14 protein-coding genes are annotated in these 20,421 nt (G+C 72.4%); 7 read left to right on the forward strand and 7 right to left on the reverse strand.

What is annotated here, in order from left to right; all coding sequences use genetic code 11:
* Positions 1-145 precede the first annotated feature (145 nt).
* From ABZX75_RS05620 to ABZX75_RS05650, 7 genes are all read left to right on the forward strand, one after another.
* Positions 146-1,057: an AAA family ATPase gene (locus tag ABZX75_RS05620; RefSeq protein WP_355408160.1), complete on the forward strand. Its 912-nt coding sequence runs from the start codon at positions 146-148 to the stop codon at positions 1,055-1,057.
* A complete protein-coding gene (locus tag ABZX75_RS05625; RefSeq protein ID WP_355408162.1) occupies positions 1,054-2,415 on the forward strand; it encodes a protein kinase in 1,362 nt (453 codons plus the stop codon). The genes ABZX75_RS05620 and ABZX75_RS05625 overlap by 4 nt, the downstream gene beginning before the upstream one ends.
* A 140-nt stretch (positions 2,416-2,555) precedes the next feature.
* Positions 2,556-3,203 carry a hypothetical protein gene (locus ABZX75_RS05630; protein ID WP_355408164.1) on the forward strand — a complete coding sequence of 216 codons (648 nt, stop codon included), beginning with the start codon at positions 2,556-2,558 and terminating at the stop codon, positions 3,201-3,203.
* Position 3,204: 1 nt separating this feature from the next.
* A complete protein-coding gene (locus ABZX75_RS05635; RefSeq protein ID WP_355408165.1) occupies positions 3,205-6,552 on the forward strand; it encodes a protein kinase in 3,348 nt (1,115 codons plus the stop codon).
* Positions 6,536-7,405, forward strand: a complete 870-nt coding sequence (locus ABZX75_RS05640; RefSeq protein WP_355408167.1) for a tetratricopeptide repeat protein — start codon at positions 6,536-6,538, stop codon at positions 7,403-7,405. The genes ABZX75_RS05635 and ABZX75_RS05640 overlap by 17 nt, the downstream gene beginning before the upstream one ends.
* Positions 7,406-7,466: 61 nt before the next feature.
* Positions 7,467-8,720, forward strand: a complete 1,254-nt coding sequence (locus ABZX75_RS05645; RefSeq protein WP_355408169.1) for a SecY family transport protein — start codon at positions 7,467-7,469, stop codon at positions 8,718-8,720.
* A 196-nt stretch (positions 8,721-8,916) separates the two neighbouring features.
* Positions 8,917-10,452: a fused MFS/spermidine synthase gene (locus ABZX75_RS05650; RefSeq protein WP_355408170.1), complete on the forward strand. Its 1,536-nt coding sequence runs from the start codon at positions 8,917-8,919 to the stop codon at positions 10,450-10,452.
* Positions 10,453-10,689: 237 nt separating this feature from the next.
* On the opposite strand, the gene ABZX75_RS05655 is transcribed toward ABZX75_RS05650, so the two are convergent.
* The 7 genes from ABZX75_RS05655 to ABZX75_RS05685 all read right to left on the reverse strand — a co-directional run bounded on the left by ABZX75_RS05655 (position 10,690) and on the right by ABZX75_RS05685 (position 20,357).
* Positions 10,690-11,538 (reverse strand): NAD(P)H-binding protein, encoded by an 849-nt coding sequence (locus tag ABZX75_RS05655; protein ID WP_355408172.1) that lies wholly within the window; start codon positions 11,536-11,538, stop codon positions 10,690-10,692.
* A gap of 293 nt (positions 11,539-11,831) precedes the next feature.
* A complete protein-coding gene (locus ABZX75_RS05660) occupies positions 11,832-12,071 on the reverse strand; it encodes a Trm112 family protein (protein ID WP_355408174.1) in 240 nt (79 codons plus the stop codon).
* The gene (locus ABZX75_RS05665) at positions 12,055-12,990 is read right to left on the reverse strand and encodes a hypothetical protein (RefSeq protein WP_355408176.1); all 936 of its coding nucleotides are present in this window, start codon (positions 12,988-12,990) and stop codon (positions 12,055-12,057) included. The genes ABZX75_RS05660 and ABZX75_RS05665 overlap by 17 nt, the downstream gene beginning before the upstream one ends.
* The gene (locus ABZX75_RS05670; protein WP_355408178.1) at positions 12,987-14,255 is read right to left on the reverse strand and encodes a condensation protein; all 1,269 of its coding nucleotides are present in this window, start codon (positions 14,253-14,255) and stop codon (positions 12,987-12,989) included. Before ABZX75_RS05670 ends, ABZX75_RS05665 begins: the two co-directional genes overlap by 4 nt.
* A 71-nt stretch (positions 14,256-14,326) precedes the next feature.
* On the reverse strand, positions 14,327-18,433 hold the full coding sequence (locus ABZX75_RS05675; RefSeq protein WP_355408180.1) for an alpha-(1->3)-arabinofuranosyltransferase family protein: 4,107 nt from the start codon (positions 18,431-18,433) through the stop codon (positions 14,327-14,329).
* Entirely contained in the window at positions 18,430-19,161 is a 732-nt protein-coding gene (locus ABZX75_RS05680; protein ID WP_355408182.1) for a class I SAM-dependent methyltransferase, read from the reverse strand. The genes ABZX75_RS05675 and ABZX75_RS05680 overlap by 4 nt, the downstream gene beginning before the upstream one ends.
* Positions 19,158-20,357: a glycosyltransferase family 4 protein gene (locus tag ABZX75_RS05685; RefSeq protein ID WP_355408184.1), complete on the reverse strand. Its 1,200-nt coding sequence runs from the start codon at positions 20,355-20,357 to the stop codon at positions 19,158-19,160. The genes ABZX75_RS05680 and ABZX75_RS05685 overlap by 4 nt, the downstream gene beginning before the upstream one ends.
* Between the last annotated feature and the right edge of the window lie 64 nt (positions 20,358-20,421).

Consider the following 20,421-nt stretch of genomic DNA (forward strand, 5'->3'; position numbering starts at 1 on the left):
AGCGCACCTTGCAGTATGAAGAGCCAGCGGGCCCGCTGGCGGGACGTGGCGCTCAACCCCGACGACCGGTATCTGTCCGGGAGGGCGGATGGCACCATGCGCCTGTGGAGCTGGAGGGGGAACTGGCCGCCGGGGAGAGCGCGTGATGAAGCCGTACAACGACAGTGTGGCGGTTGTGCTGAGCCTGGCCCGGAACGAGGCGCGCGCCGGGCGGGCATCCCAAGTCAAGCCGGAGCACCTGCTGTTGGGGCTGGCCCAGCTGTGCCGCGAGGACCTGGGCGAGAAGCTCGAGGCGAGCAGGCTGGACCCGGTGCGCCGCGTCCTGATCGAGGCGAACGCCACGTTCGTGCGGCGCCGGTTCGGGCACGATCGCGAGGGCCAGCTCAGCGGACCGCTACGGGACCATCCGCACAGCGTGGTGCTCTTCGACGAGGTGGAGAAGGCGTATCCGGAGATCCTGGACATCCTTCTGCAGATCTTCGACGAGGGCCGGCTGACCGACTCGCGCGGGCGGCACGTCTCCTTCACCGAGTCGGTCGTCATCCTCACCTCCAACCTCGGGACGCGGCAAGCCGCCGAGCCCGCCAAGTCCCCACCCCTCGGCTTCGCCCCGCCGGGCCCGCCGGACGGCCCTGCCGCGGCCGGTCAGTCGGCCGCCGCCGAGCGGATACGCGCCGCGCTCACCGAGGGACTGCGACCCGAACTCCTGGGCCGCATCGGGCACGTTGTCGTCTTCGAGCCGCTCGACGAGGCGGCGCTGCGCCGCATCCTCGACAAGCTGCTCGACCGGGTCCGCGCCCGCCTCAAAGACCGGAGCATCACGATCGCGCCCACCGAGGCCGCGTACGAGCTGCTGCTCGCCCGCACCGCGGGGGCCCGCTCGGGCACCCGCGCCCTTGAGCAGGCGGTCGAGCAGGTGCTCGTCCAGCCGCTGGGGCGCGCCTTGCTGGCGGAGCTCTTCGCCGACGGAACGGCGGTGGTGATCGACGCTGTCGACGGGGCCCTCGCGTTCTCCGGATCCGCTCCACCTATGGAAGGGCAGGACACCGCACCATGACGCCCCCGGCCACTGTCACCCTGTCCCTCGTCAAGGGGCGGCTCGACCCGGCGCAGTACGTGTTCGACGAGCGCACCACCTGTGTCCTCGGCCGCAGTGCGGACTGTTCACCGCGACTGCCCGACGACGAGCACAACAGCACGGTCTCCCGTCACCACTGTCTGCTTGACATCAACCCTCCGGACATCCGCATCCGCGACTTCGGCAGCATGAACGGCACGTTCGTCAACGGCGAGAAGATCGGTCAGCGTGCCAAGGGCCAGACGCCGGAGGAAGGCGCAGCCCAGCAGTACCCCGAGCACGACCTGGCCGACGGGGACGAAATCCGGCTCGGGGGCACGGTGTTGCGGGTCGGCGTCCAGGCGCCCCGCACGCTGGCGCTCACCCACTGCGCCAAGTGCGGGCGTGAGGTCGGCAGCGAGATGTACGGCCGGTCCGGTGAGTTCCTGTGCGGGAACTGCCGGTCGCAGCCGTCCGCCATGGCCCGGCTCCTGCTCGACCTGGCCCACAGCGGGCGCCCCGACCTGGCCCCGATCGCCGGCTATACGCTGCTCCGGGAGCTGGGGCGGGGCGGAATGGGCGCGGTGTATCTGGCCCGGCACGCGTCGACCGGCGAGCAGGTGGCATTGAAGGTGATGCTGCCGAAGGTCGCCGCGAACGCCGACGCGCGCAGGCGCTTTCTGCGCGAGGCGGAGCTCACTGGGGCGCTGCGGCACCCGAACATCGCCGCCCTGTACGACTCGGGTTTCGCCGACGGCACCTTTTACTTCACCACCGAGTACTGCACCGGCGGCAGCCTGGACCTCTTGCTGCGGCAGCGGAACGGACGCCTGCCCGCAGCCGAGGCCGTCCGTATCGCCGTGCAGGTCCTCGAAGGGCTGGAACACGCCCACGGCCAGAACGTGGTGCACCGCGATCTGACCCCCTCCAACATTCTGCTCCAGGAGGACCTCGACGGTTCCACGACGGCCAAAGTGGCCGATTTCGGCATCGCCAAGGCCTTCGACCAGGCCGGCCTCAGCGGCCTGACCCGGACCGGATCGACCGCCGGCAAGCCGCACTTCATGCCGCGCCAGCAGGTCATCAACTTCAAGAGGGCCGCACCGGCCGTGGACGTGTGGGCTCTCGCGGCCTGCCTTTACCACGCGCTGACCGGCCACACCCCGCGGGACTTCCCCCGAGACAAGGACCCCTGGCAGATCGTCCTGCAGTCAGCGCCCGTGCCCGTCCAGCGGCGCGACCCGGGCATCGAGAGCCCGCTGGCCGCCGTCATCGACCAGGCGCTGACCGAACAGCCGGCCATCGGCTTCCAGAGCGCCGGCGAGCTGCGCCGCGCCCTGCTGCCGTATGCCGGCTGACCGGCGCGAATCGTGCTGGTGACGTAGCGGCGCCGGGTTGTCACGCGGTGGCCCGCGACCAGGAACGACCGGTAAATGGAAGGTTGTTGAGTAATGAGTGACCATGGTGTGGTTCATGGTGGGCGTGTTAATTTGCGCCTGTGGCTCATGCGACCTGGGAATCAAAGCCGATAACCTTCGACACCACCGGGTTCGAACACCTCGACGGAACCCGGTGGTTCGACCCGAACACGCGCGACGTCGTGGTGCTGAGCATGCAGCAGGCCCTACCGCGCAGCCCCGTGTGGCTGTACGAGATCGAGGTGCTGCGCCGGGAGCTCGCGCGGACCCACGCCGCTCGCGTGATACCAGGCCCGTCGCCCGCCATCGCACCGGCACCCACCGCGACACTGCTCGAAGCGGACGCCGTCTTGCTTGACGGCGCCATGGCGCTGTACACGCTGGTGGCCGAGAAGCTGCCCAAGTCCTCGACGGGGCGGCTGTTCCGGGCCTCGTTCGTGCTGGCCAAGGCGGACCGCACCGCCGTGCTGACCGGTCAGTTCGAGGAGTGGCAGATCAGCGGCATGCGCGAGTCGATGGTCCTCCTCAAGAGGGGCGCGCCCTCCAAGAAGGACGGCGGGCACCCGTACGACCCGCAGTTGCCGTACGAGCCGAGTGACGACCCCGCGTGGGACGCCCAGTTCCCCCACCATCCGCTGACGAAGGCGCGGGCCTGGGTCCGCACCGTGCGCGAAAGCGCCGTGGTGGCCCCGGAGTTCGCCGCGCTGCCCAGCCTCCGGGCCGGCTGACGTGCCGGTCGGGGAGCCGCTGACACCGGCGCTGTGGGAGGTCGGCGACGTCGTCACCGGTCAGTACGAGGTGACCGGCGTGCACACGGACGGCGGGATGGGCCTGGTCTACCGGGTGCGGCACCGGGAGTGGGACACGGACCTGGCCGTGAAGTGTCCCCGGCCAGAGTTGTTCCAAACCCCTGAGCAGCAGCGGCTGTTCGTCCACGAGGCCGAGACATGGGTGTCCATCGGGCTGCATCCGAACGTGTGCGGCTGCCATTACGTACGCGTTCTGGGCGGCATCCCGCGGGTGTTCGCCGAGTACGTGCCGGGCGGCAGTCTGCGGGACCGGATCCGTGACCGGCGGCTGTACGCGGGCGGTCCGGCACAGGCCCTCGCCCGCATCCTGGACCTGGCGATCCAGACCGCCTGGGGCCTGCAGCACGCCCATGAGCGCGGCCTCGTCCACCAGGACGTGAAGCCGGCCAATGTGCTGCTCGACACCGACGGGACCGCCAAGGTCACCGACTTCGGCATCGCCAGGGCGCGCACGGCCGGGGGCGGTGAGCTGGTGCCCGGCGGCGGGATGACCATGGCGTACGCCTCGCCCGAGCAGGCCGTGCGGGCGCCGCTGAGCCGTCGTACCGACATCTACAGCTTCGCGGTGTCGGTGTTCGAGATGTTCACCGGCGAGGTGACCTGGCTGATGGGCCCGGTGGTGGGCGAGGCGCTCGCGGCGTTCCGGACCGAGGGCCCGGGGCAGGGCCCACACGCGGAGGGGCTGCCCGCACTGCCGACTGCCGTCGCCGACCTGCTCGCTCGCTGCCTGTACGAGGATCCGGCGCGCAGGCCGGGGTCGATGGCCGAGGTCGCCGACGAACTCGTCGCCTTGTACCGGGAGCTGACGGGGCAGGTTTTTCCGAGACCCCAGCCGCGCGCCGCGGAGCTGCGCGCCGACGAACTCAACAACCGGGCCCTGTCCCTCCTCGACCTGGGCCGCACGACGGAGGCCGGTGAGACCTTCGAGGCGGCCCTCAAGGTCGATCCGCGCCACCCGGAAGCCACCTACAACGCGGGCCTGGCGCGCTGGAGGCAGGCCGCTGCCACCGACGAGGACCTGATCTCCGCACTCGAAGCCGCCCGCGCCGACGCGCAGGACGCCGAGCGGGTGCGCCCGCTCCTTGACGAGGTGCACCGGGAGCGGGGCGCGGTCGGCCCCGGCGGCGACCCCGAGGTCACGGCGGTGCCCTGGTACGAGTACGAGCGGTGGATGGACTCACCGTGGGGCAGGACCCCCCGGGCAGCCCCCGACATCGAGATCCGGCCGACCCGCGACGGACGCCTCGCGCTGACGGCCATCGACGGCACGGTCCGGCTCTGGGACCTGCACACCGGCCGCTGCCTGCGCGAACTCGACGGGATGCGGCACGGCGTGGACCTCAGCCCCGACGGACGACGGGCCGCGGGGGTCGGCTCGGACGGCCTGGTCCGGCTTTGGGACCTGGCCGACGGCCGCTGTCTGCGGACCTTCACCCCCTACTACCGCTCCGGTGACACCGCCGTGCGCTCGCCCCGGCTCCTTCCCGAGGCGGGCCTGGTCGTCGCGGGCACCAGCGACGGCACGGTTCTGGGCTGGGACCTCACGACCGGCCGGGCCCGCTACACGCTGGAGGGCCGTCACGGCGGGACGGTGGAGGCGACGGCCGACGGCCGGCTGCTGACCTTCCACGGCGCCGAGGGCGTGGTGTGCGTGCGCGACCCTGAGGGTGCCCGCGAGCAGACGGTCGTGCCCGTGAAGAGTGCGCTGGACGTCCCGGTCTGCCTCACCCCCGACGGACGCACCGCTGCTACCGCCCCCTTCAACGGTGCCATCCAGCTGTGGGCCCCGGGCAACGGTGAACGCATCCGCACCATCGAGGGCTCCGCCCACTGCCTGGACCTGAGCCACGACGGGGGGCTCCTCGCGGGCGGAGACCGGGAGGGCGCGGTCAGGCTGTGGGAGACCGCCACCGGACGTGCCCTGCGGACCTTCCGCGGACACCGGGGGCAGGTCGAGTCCGTGGTGTTCCTCGACGACGGGCGGCACCTGCTCTCGGCCGGGCGGGACGGCACGGCGCGCCGATGGCGGCTGCCCGAGCCGTACACGGCGGCGGTACGGCTCAGCCGACCCCGTCGGCACGCCGAACTGAGCAGCCTGGACCACAGGGTGGCGACCCTGGTCACGGCGGCGGAACAGGCACGGCGGACCGGCCGCAGCGCCGTCGCCCTCGACCTGCTCACCCAGGCCCGCGCCGTCCCCGGCCACGAGCGGGCCCCGCAGGCACTCGCCGCCTGGCGGGCCCTGGCCCGCGACCGGCGCGTCACCCGGACGGGGCTGCGCGCAGCCTGGCCGACGAGGGTCCTGGCGCGGTTCGAGTCCGGGGCGAACCTGGCGCTGTCGGCGGACGGCAGGACGGCGGCGGTCCGACTCGCCCACACCCTCCACGTCCTCGACGTGGAGTCCGGCGAGCGCGGGCCGGTGATCGAGGGCCTGCCGGACAGCCACGGAATGAACGTCCTCAAAGGCGTCCAGTTCACCGCCGATGGACGTACGGTGCTGACCGCGAACGCCGACGGCTCACTGGACGCCTGGTCCGTGGCCACCGGCACGCCTCAGGCCTCGCTCCGGCTCACCCTGGGCGCGGCCGCGGCCCGGTTCACCGCCGACGGGCGGCGCGCCCTGGTGTGGGGCGCCGACCATGGCGTACGCCTGTGGGACATGGAGAGCGGGGCATGTCTGCGGACCCTCGACGGGGACCACGGCTGGTCTCCGGAACTGTGGCTCGCCCCGGACGGCCGGACCGCTGCGACCTGCGGGGCAGGGGACACCGTTCAGCTGTGGGACCTGGACTCCGGCCGCTGCCTGCGGGTGCTGCGCGGCCACACCGTCCCGGTGGAGGCGATCTGCGTGGACACCGAGCGACGGCTGCTGCTGTCCTGTGGCGGCCAGGGCGACGGCCGGATCCGGCTGTGGGACGCCGAAACCGGTGCCTGCCTGCGGGTGTTCGACGAGCAGCCGGGCAACGCACGGGCCGTCCGGCTGACCCCCGACGGCCGTTTCGCGCTCTCCCGCGGCTCCGATGCGGCCCTGCGGCTGTGGGAGCTCGCCACCGGCCGCTGCCTGCGGGTTCTTGACGGTCCGCAGGAGGGTTTCCATGACGCCGTGTTCGCCCCGGACGGCTGCTCGGCGCTGGCCGCCGACGCCGAGGGGGCCGTTCAACTGTGGGAGCTCGACTGGGGGCTGGCGGTTCGCGCACCCACCGAGCCGTTCACCGACAACGAAGACGACGGAGACGACGAAAGGGGCCGCGGTGTCATTCGGCCGTAAGCGGGACCGGCACGCCGCCGAGGGCGCTGCCGGGGAACTGGAGTCGATGCTCCGGGCGATCGTGCAGATGACTGGCGATCCGCAGCTGGACACCTGGGACGTCCGCCAGAGCCGCGAGGCCCAGTCCGGCGACACCGACGCCATGATCCGGCTGGGCGTCTCGCTGCTCGACCAGGGCCGTACGGAGGAGGCCGCGCAGCAGTTCCGCCGCGCGGCGGAACTGGACAGCCCGCAGGCGATGTACAACCTCTCGGTAGTCCTCAAGAGGATGGGGCAGGAGGGCGAGGCCGTGCAGTGGCAACGGCGCGCAGCCGACCGCGGCTACGCCCACGCCATGACCCAGGAGGGCTTCAGCGCCGCCGAAGGCAACCGGATGGACGAGGCGAAGCGGTGGCTTCGCGGCGCGGCGGAACAGGGCGATGTGTTGGGGATGGCGGGGCTGGGGACGGTCCTGCTCGACGGTGGCCCCACGGCGGAAGCCGAGAAGTGGTTGCGCGCCGCAGCCGACAAGGGGAACCGGTCCGCCATGTACAACTTGGCCAGTCTGACGCAGCGGGCCGGGCGGGAGGCCGAAGCCGAACAGTGGTACCGGCGCGCCGCCGACCAGGGCCACCCCCAGGCCATGAACAACCTCGGCAACATCCTCCGGCACAGCGACCGTGCCGCGGACGCCGAGCAGTGGTACCGCCGCTCGGCGGAGGCGGGCGAGCCCATGGGCATGCTCAACCTCGGTGAGGTGCTTGAACGTTCGCGTCCGCAGGAAGCCGTGCAGTGGTACCAGCAGGCCGCCGCGAAGGGTTCGGCGAAGGCCGCGGCGCATCTGCGCCGTATGCAGTCGGGCGGGCGCGGCTGACGGGCGCCCGCGCGGACAGCGGCAGCGGCTTGACAGGGCACAGAAATGGGGGGACTCGACGATGTTCGTACGTGCATTCCAGGTGCCCGAAGTACGACGGCGGCTGCTCATCACTCTGCTCGCCATCACGCTGTTCCGGCTCGGACAGAACGTGCCCCTGCCCGGGGTCGACAGCACGGCACTGGCGGCGACCGATCCGGCCACCGGGCAACTGCCGGGGCTCCTCGACCTGCTCAGCGGCGGCGGACTGGCGAAGCTCTCGGTACTCGCGCTGGGGGTCTTGCCGGTCATCGCCGCGCACTACGTCGTGGGTCTCGGCGGCCTGCTGATCCCTCGCGTGCGGGCACTGGCGGAGGCGGACCAGGCCGCTCATGCCAGGCTCGCGCGCTACACCCGGTGCGTCGCCGTCCTGCTGAGCGTGGCGCTCGCCACCGTGGTGGTGAGGATGACGGCCGACGGCCGCCCCCCGCTCGCCGGCACCTCGACCGCTTCAGCGGATGCGAGCGTCCTGTACGGAACCGACGCTCTCGCGCAGATCACCATGGTGGTCTGCATGACGGGCGGCACCGCTGTGGTCATGTGGCTGAGCGGGATCATCACCGACCGTGGATTCGGTGAGGGCCTGTCGATTCTCCTTCTCGCCCAGGTCGCGGCGGTCTTTCCGGGGCAGGTGTGGAACGCGGCGCGGGAGCCGGGTGGCGGCCTGGCCGGCAAGTCGGCTCCGCTGGTCCTCCTGGTCGCCCTGGCGCTCGTCACAGCCCTGGTCATCACCGTCCGCCAGAGCGAGCGGCGGGTCCCGATCCAGTACTCCAAGCGAATGATCGGCCGCCGGTCGTACGGCGGCACCGCGACCTATGTCCCGGTCCGCGGCGGCCAAGGCGGGTTCGCGGTGATGATCCCCGCCTCCCTGCTGCTTCTGCTGCCCGCGCCGCCGGCTCCCTGGCTCCTGGCGGCGTACGTCCTGCTCGTTTTCGCGTACGCGTTCATCCGCGGGGGCATCGAGTTCAACGCCGACGAGGTCGCGGGCGACTTGCAGCGCAGTGGGGCATTCGTCCCGGGTGTCCGGCCGGGGCGGCCGACCGCCGAGTACCTCGCCTACGTTCAGACGCGGATCGTCCTGGCCGCCGCGCTCGGCATGACGGTGGTCGCGCTGATCCCGGTGGCGGCGCTCGCCCTGCCCGGCCTGCACGCGGATCAGGCCGTCTTCGGCGTCACCGCGTTGCTCATCGTCACGCGCGTCGTCCTCGACACCGTGCTGCCCACCGCCTGGCAGATCGAGTCCTGGCTGCTGAAGCCCGGCTACGAGCGGCGCTAGTGCCGAGGGCAGAGACCCGGCCGTCCTGAGGTGCCATGCCAGACCTGCGCGCCCCCCCCTCACGGGTCGTCCCTCGTGAACGCGGGCGGCGAGCGGCGGCTGGGCGTGGACGTGCTGCGCGGTGACTCACCTACCTAGTTGGAGGAATGAGGATTTTCGCAATGCCGGCGACGAGTCGCGTGCAAGGATGTCGCCCGTGACCAGATCGTCCTCCTCGCCTGTCGCCGAGGGCACGCCCCGCAACTACGGCCTGGGTCCCCGTGCTGCTGCCGTGCTCGTGTTCGGGTCGTCGGCCGCGGTCCTGGTGGTGGAGATCGTCGCTTTGCGGCTGCTGGCTCCCTACCTCGGCCTCACCCTCGAGACCAGCACCATGGTGATCGGCATCGCCCTCACCGCGATCGCCCTCGGCTCCTGGCTGGGTGGGCGCATCGCCGACCAGGTCAATCCACGCCGGCTCATCGGCCCCTCGCTCGGGGTGTCGGGAGCGGTCGTGGCGCTCACCCCCGCCGTGCTGCGCACGACTGCGGAGTGGGCACCAGCGATGCTCTTGTTGATCGCGTCGCTGACCATCCTCGTGCCGGGCGCGTTGCTCTCTGCGGTGACGCCGATCGTGACCAAGCTGCGTCTTACCAGCCTCGCCGAGACCGGAACGGTTGTCGGCCGGCTGTCCGGCGTCGGCACCGTCGGCGCCATCGTCGGCACGGTCCTCACCGGCTTCGTCCTCGTCGCGCGGTTGCCTGTCAGCGGCATCCTGATCGGCCTCGGAACACTGCTGGTGGTCGGCTCGGCGCTGGTTGAGTGGCGAACGCGCGGGTGGAGCAGCACCCCCGCCCTCACACTCGTGGTCGTTGCCGGCGGCCTCGCCACCATGGTCGCGCCCGGTGGCTGCGACACGGAGACCAGGTACCACTGCGCACGGGTCGTCGCAGACCCCGACCGGGGCAGCGGCCGCACACTCGTTCTGGACGGCGTGCGGCACTCCTACGTCGACATCGACGACCCGACCTTCCTCAAGTTTGGTTATGTGCGCGCCATCGCGTCGGTGGTCGATGCCGCCTTTCCCAAAAGTGAGCCACTTGCCGCCCACCACCTGGGCGGCGGCGGGCTCACTTTTCCCCGTTACCTCGCGGCCACGCGGCCCGGGACGCGCAGCCTTGTGTCCGAGATCGATAGCGGGGTCGTGCGCATCGACCGCGACCAACTGGGTCTGAGATCAGAAGGCGGTATCGACGTACGCGTCGAGGACGGCAGGCTCGGCCTGCGGCGACTGGACGCCGGCAGTCGTGACCTCGTCGTCGGCGACGCCTTCGGGGGCGTCAGCGTGCCTTGGCACCTCACTACGGTGGAAGCGATGACTGACGTACGGCGGGTGCTCAACGAAGACGGCCTGTACGTTGCCAACCTCATCGATCACGGCGGCCTGGCCTTCGCACGTGCCGAAGTAGCCACCCTCAGCGAAACCTTCGAGCACGTCGCCCTCGTCGGCAAACCCGCCGATATCGGCCTCGACCCGACCGCCACCCCCGAGGGCGGCAATCTGGTGGTGCTCGCCTCCAACCGACCAGTCGACCTCCGCGCGACCCAGGAGGCGCTGGACGCCCGGCAAACCGGCTGGAAGGTCGCCACCGGCGACGACCTCACCTCCTGGATCGGCGATGCTCAACCGCTCACCGACGACTACGCACCCGTCGACCAGCTCCTCCAGCCCTACAGCCCACGGAGCGGCCAGTGACAGGACACACAACCATCACCGCCGGCGTGCCGCTCACCGTGGTCTCCAAGACGCTGCGCCACTCCACTCTGTCGACGACCGCGAACCTGTACAGCCACCTCACCCAACAAGCAGCCCGCGAAGCCGTCGACCACGTTCTCAGCGGAACGAGCAGACCGCCAGCCAGTCGGGCCGGCTGTCGTGGCGGCGGCCACCGCGCGACCACATCCACGCCTCCGCCAAGCCCTCCACAAGCTCTCAGCGGAAGTCCGCCGCGTGGTCCACCGCCCACTCCTGGAAGGATCGGGCCGGGGTGCCCGTGATGCGCTCCACCTCATCGTTGACCGGCTCCGGATTGTCGAGCATCTCCGCCTGGGCCGGCAACACGGCCTCCACCAGCTCTGCCGGGTAGCCTGCGGCCTTCATCTGCTCGACGGCCTCCTCCAGTGACACCTCCTCGAACCGCACCGGTCGCCCGATCGCCTCGCTGATCAGCGCCACCTGCCGTTCCTGGGTGATCAGTTCGGGGCCGGTGATCAGGGGGCGGGCGCCGAGCAGGGCGTCGGTCGTCAGCGCCTGAACGGCGACCGCAGCCATGTCCGCCTCGTGGATCAGCGGACGGGCCAGCCTTGCCAGCGGCGCCCGTACCGCACCGGTAGTGCGGACCTCCTCCGCCCAGCCCAGCGTGTTGCTCGCGAACCCGGTGGGCCGCAGCGCCGTCCACTCCAGGCCCGATGCCTCGATGAGCCGCTCCAGCTCCGTGTGGAACATGGTGATCGCCTCGCCCGGCTCCTCCTCGCTCCCGACCCCGGCGGATGACAGGTACACCACCCGTCGGGCGCGCTTCCCGATCGCGTCGATCACGTCCGACGCGCCCTCGGCACTCAGAAACGGCCACACCAGGAAGACCGAATCGACACCCTCCAGAGCCGTGTCCAGCGACGCGGGATCACCGAGATCACCGCGTACCGCCTGCACACCCTCCGGGAAGTCCGCCTCGCCTCTCACCAACGCCCGCACGGGCACGCCCGCCGCGTGCAGTTGGGCCACCACCGCGCCGCCGACCTTTCCGGTCGCGCCGGTCACCAGAATCCTGGACTGTGTCATCGGAATCTCCTCGTCTCGCCGTTCGATGACACGACTCTCGTACATCAACCAAGGTTCAGGTCAAGCACCGGCCGGAGTGGCCGTCAGGTGCTGTGCCAACTCATGCTTGGAGATGGGTACGCCCCGGTCGGGGAGTTGGCGCCGTACGAGGAGACCTACCGGCTCTGTTACCTCCGCGGCCCGGGGGCATCATCGTCGGCCTGACCGAGCCGCTCGGCTGACGGCCCCGCACGCGCGCACTCTGCCTGGCCCGCGGACCTGCGCCGTCCGCGCGGCAGGAGGCCCCACCCGGCTCAGGCCCTCCGGAGCAGGCTCGCCTCGATTCTGGCGAGCAGGTCCGGGTGCCGGCCGTCGTCGAGGGTGAGGGCGTCGTGCGGGCGCAGGTAGGGCAGGTTGTCCCGGATGGGGTAGCCGCGCCGCAGGCGGGGGTTGTAGAGCAGTGCCTCCTCGGGGAGGTGAACGAGCGGGCCCTTGTCCACGGGGCAGGCGAGCAGGGGGATGAGATAGGGGTCGGGCTCAGTGGGTCGCGCCATGGCGGGGCTCTCCTTGGTGGGTCGGTACGGGGGCTGGTTCGTCGTGGCGCGGCAGCGTCAGCAGGACGAGGACGGCGAGCGCGGTCCCGCCGAGGCGAAGTGCGAGCCGGAGTGGCTCACTGGGCAGTTGTTCGTCGAAGACCACGGTGCCCGCGATGACGGTGAAGACGCTGGACACGGTGGTGGTGACCGGCACGATCACGGAGGCGCGGCAGCGCTGGAGTGCTGTCTGCGACAGGGCGAGGCCGGCCGCTCCGGTGGCGACGAGCAGCCAGGGATGGGGCCCGCGCAGGAGTTCGGGCAGAGCCGCCGCCACCGGACGGTCCGCGAGTGCGGCCGAGGTGCCCTTGATGGCGAGTGAGCTCACCCCGTACAGCAGTCCGAGGGCGACGCCGTACGGCACGCCGGAGCTGCGGCGGCGGTGCCGGCGGCCGGCTCGGCGCAGCGAGGCGAGGAAGAGCAGGAGCCCGAAGGTGAGGCAGGGAAGGCAGACGAGGAGCAGGGGCAGGACGGGGGCCGCCGCCCCCACCCGGTCGCCGTCGGCGGCTCCGTCACCGAGTGAGCCGACGACCGCGAGCAGAGCACACAGGATGACGGCGGTGGCCAGGAGTTCCCGGCGGCCGGGGCGTTCACCCAGGGCCACGGCGGAGAGCGCGATCAGGAGGACCGTCCCGGAGAGGAAGACCCCCTGGGCGGCCGCGATCGGCAGCAGTTGATAGACCTTCAGCTGTGCACCGAAGCCCAGGCCAAGCACGGTGAAGCCGAGCAGCCAGCCGGGGCTGGAGGCCAGGATCCGGAGCAGGTGCAGCGGGCGGCGCGGATCCAGCGCGGGGAGCGCGGCCAGCGCGCGCTTCTCCAGGACGAAGCCCGCACTGTAGAGGATGTTGGCCAGCAGGGCGACGGCGACGCCAAAGATCATCGGCGCCGGCCTTCCTCCGCAAGGGCGTCCAGGATCTCCGCGCAGCGCCGGGCGATCTCGGCGGCGGCGGGTTCGCCGAGCAGGCGGTGGCAGTGGCGGACGGCGAGGTGGAGTCGGCCGTTGAGGGTGAGGGCGCTGACGGAAAGTCCGCGGGGCATCCGGATGGGTGCCGAGAACCACAGGGCGTGGGCCCGGCCGCCGGGGCCGAAGTCGAGCGGGTGGGTGACCCGGCCGAGGTTGCTGACCAGCGCGGTGGACGTCCAGGGTGCGGCAGCCTGGCGCAGTGCCCTGGTCAGCGGGGCCTTGGCGCCGACGGGCAGCCACGGGGTGCTGACCAGGGTGGCGACGAGGCCGCCGCTGGTGACGGGGGCGGCCTTGGCGGCGCGGGTCTGTGCGCTGATCCGGGCCAGCAGCGTGGCGGCGGCCTCCGGGCCGGGGAGCGGTGCGTCGGTGCGGATGGTGGCCAGATGGTTGTGGTTGCCCATCGGGGCGCCGGGGGCGAGCGGGCCGTGCGGGCGGTCGTCGACGGGCATCGACAGGTGGATCGGGCCGGTCGGGTGGCCGTGCCGGTGGTTCCACTCGGCCAGGGTCAGCTGAACTGCCGTCAGGAGCATGTCGTTGACGGTCGGGTGGGGCAGGTTCGGGTCGGCCCCGGTCAGCCGGCCGGGGCCGGTCCCGGGGAGCGGCAGCACGCTGAGATGGACGCCGGTACCGCGGGCGGGGGCCGGGTCGCGGTTCGGGGCGGGTGCGATGCGGGCCGGGCGGCCGCCCCGGACGGGGAGCGGGACCGGTGCGGGGTATTGGTCGGCGCGCGCGCTGGGGGCGGCAGAACCGACAGAAGAAGCACCGGTGTAGTGGTCGGCGAGGTCGCAGAGCAGCCGCAGGCAGGTGCCGGCGTCGGCGAGGGTGTGCGCCGCGGTCAGCAGCACTGCGGTGCCGCCGCCGGGTTCGGGCGCGGTCTCCAGCCGCAGTGGTGGGCCGGCAGCCAGCGGGGGCGGCTCGGTCAGGGCGCGGTGGCGGGTGTGGCCGAGGTCGGCAGTGCGAGCCACGGCGGTGGGGCCGAGCGGAGCCGGCTCCCAGTGGTAACGGCGGTGCCACCAGCGGGAGTCGCTCTGCCGCACCTGGAGGCCGGGGTGGGCGGCCAGGGTCTGGGCGAAGGCGTCCCGGAGCCGGTCGATGTCGACGGTGCCGGGGAGGTGGACCTCCAGATGGACGGTGTCCGCGTCCAGGTGTTCCTGGAGCAGATGGCGTGAGTACTCGTCCATCGCGGGAAAGGGGACGCGCCCCTGCCGCCCGGACGGGGTCCGGGCGGCAGGGGCGGCGAGGGGCGGGCGGGTCACGGGGCCTCGGCCCGGTGCCGGGGCACGGAGGCCGGACGGTCCGCCGTAACCAGTGTGGCGGCGAGCGCCAGCAGCGCGAGCACCTCGGCGGCCGGGCCGAACGCCCCGCTCGGGGCTCCGATGACCGCCACCAGGCCGGCGCCGGCCATCGCCGTCCCGGCGAGGTACGGCAGCAGGCTCGGCTTGTGGAGCGCGATCGGGATCAGCGGCAGCGCGAGGAGCGCGAGCGGACCGCCGACGACCCCGAGGACCAGCAGCGGGAAGACCACACCCAGCAGCCACCGGGGTGCGTCGGCCGCTTCCCAGTCCTGCGGGCCGGGGGCATCCGGCCGGCCGCCCCGGCGCAGCAGGGCCGGCACCACGACCAGCCCGCCGAGCACCAGAAGGGCGAGAGCGCCGAGGACCAGCCCGATGTCGTACGTGGTGGCGGGTGTGTAGGAGAGCAATACGGTGCCGCCGGTGCCCGCCGGCACCACGTAGCCCTGCTGCCAGCCGTCGAGTCGGACGGACTGCAGCGGCTTGCCGTCCAGGGTGGCGCGCCAGCCGGAGTTGGCGTTCTCGTGCACCTGGAGGTAGGCGGTACTGCCCGCGCCGATCCGTACGCTGCGCTCGTCCCCGGACCAGGAGACGACATCCACCGTGCGGCGCTCGCCGGGATCGACGGCCGGGCCGGGGGTGCGGGCGGCGAGGGTGAGGTCGGTGACGGCCAGCGCCCCGTCGTCGGAGGCGGACACCCGGTGTTCGCCCTGACCGAGCGTCAGGGTCGGCCCGGGGGCCGGACACAGGGCCACGGTGACGGGGTACCGGTTCTGCAGGGCGGAGGCCGCGCCGGACACGGAGGTCTGGTGGGCGACTCCGTCCACGGTGACGACCGGGCCCTTGCCGCAGGGCAGGGTGAAGGTGGTGCCCTGGGTGTCCTGGCCGGCCGGACGGCTCGTCAGGTCGGCCAGTGCCGGGATGTGCACCTCGCTCAGGCCGACCGGCAGTTGGAGGTTCTGCCCGGCGAGCGGGTTGTGCACGACGACGGGGGCGGTGCCGGTGACCGTGATCGTCAGCTGATCGGTGGTCAGCGCGGCGAACCGGACCAGGCCGTTGGCGTCTGCCGCCGCGCTGACCGCGTCGGTCGGGGTGCTGAGCTGCACCTGGGTCGGGCGGGAGGAGAGGCCGCCGGCGGTACCGAGGACCAGGTGGTCGATGCTGCGGCTGCCCTGCCAGGTGAGCCGGATGGTGGGCTTGCCGCCCGCGATCCAGGCGGTGGTGAGATCGCCGTCGAGCAGGTTCCGGGGGCTGCCGGAGGTGGCGGAGTCGGCCTCGATGCCGATCCGTCCGGTGGCCCGGCCGGGGGCGACCTGGTCCAGCAGGGCGTCCAGGGCTGGGCCGGGGAGGGCGACGGCGCTGCCGGTGACGGTGAAGTCGCCCGCGGCGGTGGTGAGTCTCCGGTTGAGTCCGGTCTCGACAGTGCCCGACTGGGAGCCGCCGAGGTCGAGGGTGCGGTGCAGCGAGTAGCTGTCGGCCGAGGCGGCCGGGAGGGACAGTACGCGGGTGGCCTTGACGCCGGGGATCGAGATCTCCGAGAAGCCGGCCCCGCCCACGCCGGTGGTGGCGGTGACGGCGCCCTCGATCGTGACCCTGACCCAGGTGGTCGGGCCTGCCGGGGCGTTGACGGTCTGTGCTACGGCCTGCGGCTGCAGCACGCTGACCTCCGAGCCCCGCTCCGTGGTGATCCGGACCTTGGTGACGGTGGGCCGCAGCGAGCCGCCGGCGAGCGGGGTTACCTTGAGCGTGGCCGGGATGTCCACCGACCCGTTGAGGTCGATCCGCAGCCACTGCCCCACCGGGTCCGCGCTGCTGCCTTCGGCCCAGGCCGTGCCGGTGTTCCCGTCGAAGGCCCCGACCGGGTCGTACTGCGGCAGGGCGAACAGCCAGGAGCCGTAGGAGGATGCGGTGACCGACTTGGCGCCCTCGATCACCGAGGTGGTCTGCGCGGCGGCGGAACCGGCCGGGCCCGAGGGCAGGATCTGCCTCGGTGGGCCACCCGGGTCCTGGTCGGCGTCCGGCGGGTTGGTCCCGTTGGCCGTGTAGGTGTACGAGTTGTTGCCGTCCACCAGGCCGAAGAGCGTGTCGCTCCGGCGCTGCCCGTCGGCGGTGGCCCGCAGCGCGGGGCCGGCGTCGGCCGGCAGGGGGTCGCCGGACAGGACTACCGGGCGGTCCGTCACCGTGCCGTCGGCGGAGAGCTGGAGCAGCGACTCGGTGCCGCCGCTGACGACGGCGGTGTCGGCGACCGGGCGGGTGGCCACCCGGCCCGGTCGGGTGTCACGACCGGTGGGCGCGAAGATCTCCACCGCGTCGAACTGCCGGTACAGGCCCTGGACCTGGAGGGGGGTGCCGGGCGGGATCCGTCCGGAGGTCACCGGGGAGCCGAAGCCGGTCACCCGTTCGTAGCCGGAGGCCAGCAGGGTGGCGCGCACCGTCTGCGGCGGGATGTAACCGGCTTGCGCGGGGTCGAGGTCGTTGCGGACCACCAGGTAGTGCAGGCCGGAACGCTCCAGGAAGGCGCCGAGCCCCGGCACCCGGGTGCCGGTCGCCAGTGCCTCCTGGATCGCCTCCAGGTAGCGGCGCTCGCCGGCCTGGCCGAACGGCACGAAGTTGTACTGCGCCCACGGGGAGTCGGCCAGCACGTCGAGCGGCTCGTCGATGGTCGAGCCCCAGGTGTAGAGGCCGTGCGCGTCGGCGGGGACCACCAGGGCCCGGCTGTCGGGCGAGTTGGCGTCCAGGTACGCCGCGGTCTGCTTCCACTGGGCGGGCAGCGCCTTGAACGCGCCCGGCTGGACGACGTTGCCGTTCAGGTAGGGCAGCGCGAGGCCGGGCAGCACCACGAGTGCGACCAGTGCCGGGACCAGCCGGGGCCGGGTGGCCCGCCGGGCGAGCGGCCGGCCGCACAGGTGTGCCAGGCCCAGTGCCAGGGCCAGGGCCAGCCCGGTCTGGAACTTGTAGATGTTGCGCAGCGGCGCCAGCGCGCCGTCCAGCAGCTGCTGCACCGTGCCGTGGAAGGGCGCGCCGAAGGAGCCGCCGTACCCGGCGAGGGTGATCAGCGCGACCGTGCCGACGACCAGCAGCAACCAGCGCCGCTCTGGCAGGTCGCGGCGGGCGAGCCCCGCCAGGCCGAGTGCCGCGGCGAGCGCGGAGCAGGCGATGACCAGGATGTTCGCCGCGACGTCCCAGCCGGCGGGCAGCCAGGCCGACCCGAAGTGCAGGTAGGCCACCCAGTTCCCGGCCCCGCGCAGCAGCTCGGTGGCGGACATGGTGGCGGTGGTGGTGGACGCCTGCTCGATGTAGCGGAGGAAGTCGGCGCCGTACGAGTTGAGCAGCAGCAGCGGTACGGACCACCAGGCGGTGGCCAGCAGCACGCCGGGCACCCACCAGGCGATCAGCCGCCACTTGCGGCTGCCGCCGGGCCGGCTGAGCAGGTAGAGCCCGACCGGCAGCAGCGATGCCAGCACCGAGGTCGCGTTGACGCCGCCCATCAGCGGGATCACCAGCGCCGAGCGGAGTGCGGCGGCGCGTGCCGAGACGAACCGCGTGAGCGGCAGCAGCACCCAGGGCAGGATCGCGCCGGGAAGCGCGGCAGCCGAGGTGGAGCCGACCACGATGGTGAACACCGGCCACAGCGCGTAGCACGCCGCGCCGAGCAGCCGGCTGGGCCGGGTGCCGAAGCCGAGGCGCTCGGCGAGCCGGAGTGCGCCCCAGAAGGCGGCGGTCACCACCAGCGACAGCCACAGCCTCTCCGCCAGCCAGACCGGCAGCTGGAGCAGGTCGGTGATCAGGTAGTACGGCAGCATCGGGAAGGCATAGCCGACGTACTGGTTGGACAGGCCGCCGAAGCTGCCCTCGCTCTGCCAGAGCGTTCCCAGCGAACCTAGGAAGCCCACCGGGTCGAGCGCGACGGCGAGTTTGGTGTCGAAGGCGGTCCGCCCGGGCGCCGCGGCCAGGAAGGCGGACAGGATCAGCAGCCAGAAGGCGGCGAGCCAGCGGCGGCCGGTACGCGGCTCGGGGCGTGGCGCCGAGGGCGGCGCGGCGGGGAGCTGCAGCGTGGGGGCGCTCATTCGGAGGTTCTCCGCATCACCAGGAGAAGATTCCAGGACGCGATCTCGCGCAGGCCTGGAATACGGACGAGGGTCTCGGCCAGGAACGGCCAGTAGCGCGATCGTGCGGAGAGGACCTCGACGTCGCCGCGCGCGCGCACGTGACGCAGCACCGGGCCGATGTGCACCCGGTGGAGGTTCTCACCGAGGGTGTGTTTGGCGCTGTGCCCGGTGCGCCGCTGGTAGCGGCGCCGCGCCCGGTCGGCGCCGAACAGGTGCCAGGGCGAGGTCTCGTGGCCACCCCAGGGGGAGAACCAGTTGGTGTAGGAGACGTAAACCAGGCCGCCGGGGCGGGTGACCCGCACCATTTCGCTGATGAAGATCTCCGGGTCGGGCACGTGCTCCAGCACATTGGAGGAGAAGCAGACGTCGACGGCGCCGTCGGTCAGCGGTAGCCAGTACCCGTCCGCGACGACCGCGTGGTCGGGTGTGCGGCCGCCGCGCGAGTGCAGCTCGGCGAGGTCCGGTTCGAAGAGGTAGGCGTGCGCGCCCCGGGCTCGGAACTCCTCGGTGAAGTGGCCGGCGGCGCCGCCGACGTCGGCCACCAGCGCCCCGGCCAGCGGTGTGTACCGCTCGACCTGGTCTGCGGCGTCCTCGGCCAGCAGGGTGTAAAACCTCTCCGGGTCGCTCTGCTCGCTGCGGAAGGCGCGGAACAGGGCGAGGGAGCGGCGCAGGGACGGGTCTTTCACGGGCGCTCCGCCATGGTCAGGGCTGGGAGCTCGGCAGGGGCGTGCCCGGATCCGGTCGGCCTCGCGCGGTGCAGGGCCACCGCGTCGGCCGCGGCGGCCTGAAAGCGGTCGACGCTGCGGTCCCAGGTGAACTGCTCCGCGTGGCGCCGGGCCGCCGCGCCCATCGCGGCGCGGCGTTCGGCAGACAGGGCCAGCGCGCACCAAGCCGCGGCGAATCCGCTCTCTCCCTGGGCGAGCAGGCCCGTGCGGCCGTGGACGACGGAGTCCCGCAGGCCCGGGATGTCGAATCCCACCGCGGGCGTGCCCCGGACGGCGGCCTCGGTGACCACCAGGCCCCAGCCCTCCAGCGAGGACGGGTGCAGCAGCAGCCAGCTCCGGCAGAGCAGGCGGTGCTTCTCGGCCTCGTCGACCCGACCGGTGAAGACCACGCCGGACCCGGCCTGTGCTTCCAGACCGGCCCGCTCGGGGCCGTCGCCGACGATGACCAGCTTGCCGCCGGTGATCGGGCGGACCCGCTCCCACAGGCGCAGCAGCAGGTCGATCCGCTTGTACTCCACCAGTCTTCCGACGGCGGTGAACAGCGGTTCGCCCGATTCGGGGAGCAGTGGCGCGGGTGCCTCGACTCCGTTGGGAACGAGCTGGATGCGGTCGGCGGGTACGCCGATCCGCGTCATCGCCTCGGCGGTGGAGGGGGAGACCGCGACCATCAGGCTGCGGCGGTGGGTACGGGCCAGTGCGTGGTGCTCCAGCATCTTCCCGACCCGGGACACGGGGCCGGGCAGGCGCTGGTCCCAGAGTTCGGTGTGCACGTGGTTGACCAGGCACATCACCGGTCCCCGGTGCCACAGCGGCGCCAGGTAGGGGACGCCGTTGCACACCTCGACCAGCAGGTCGGTCTCGCCGACTCTGCGGCCGAACGCGCGCGGGGTGCGCAGGAAGTGGTCGTAGGTACCGCCGGAGGAGACCACGCGGTAGTTGCGGCCGACGGGTGGTTCCGGACCTCCGCAGAGCAGGGTGACCTCGTGGCCGCGGTCGGCCAGTCCGGAGGCCAGCCGGTCCACGAGCAGTTCCGAGCCGCCGGCGACGGGGTTGGCCAGGTCTCGCCAGGCAAGGACGGTGATCCGGCGGGGGACCCCCGGTGACGGCCTCGCCGCCGTGACGGCGGGAGGCGAGTGTGGGGACAGCTGATGTGCCATGGGAGCTCCTGGGAGGGGCGCGGTGCTCAAGGCAGTGAGAAGGCAGGGACGGGTCGGGGAGGGG

The sequence above is a fragment of the Streptomyces sp. NPDC003038 genome (genome assembly GCF_040611115.1).
GTDB lineage: Bacteria > Actinomycetota > Actinomycetes > Streptomycetales > Streptomycetaceae > Streptomyces.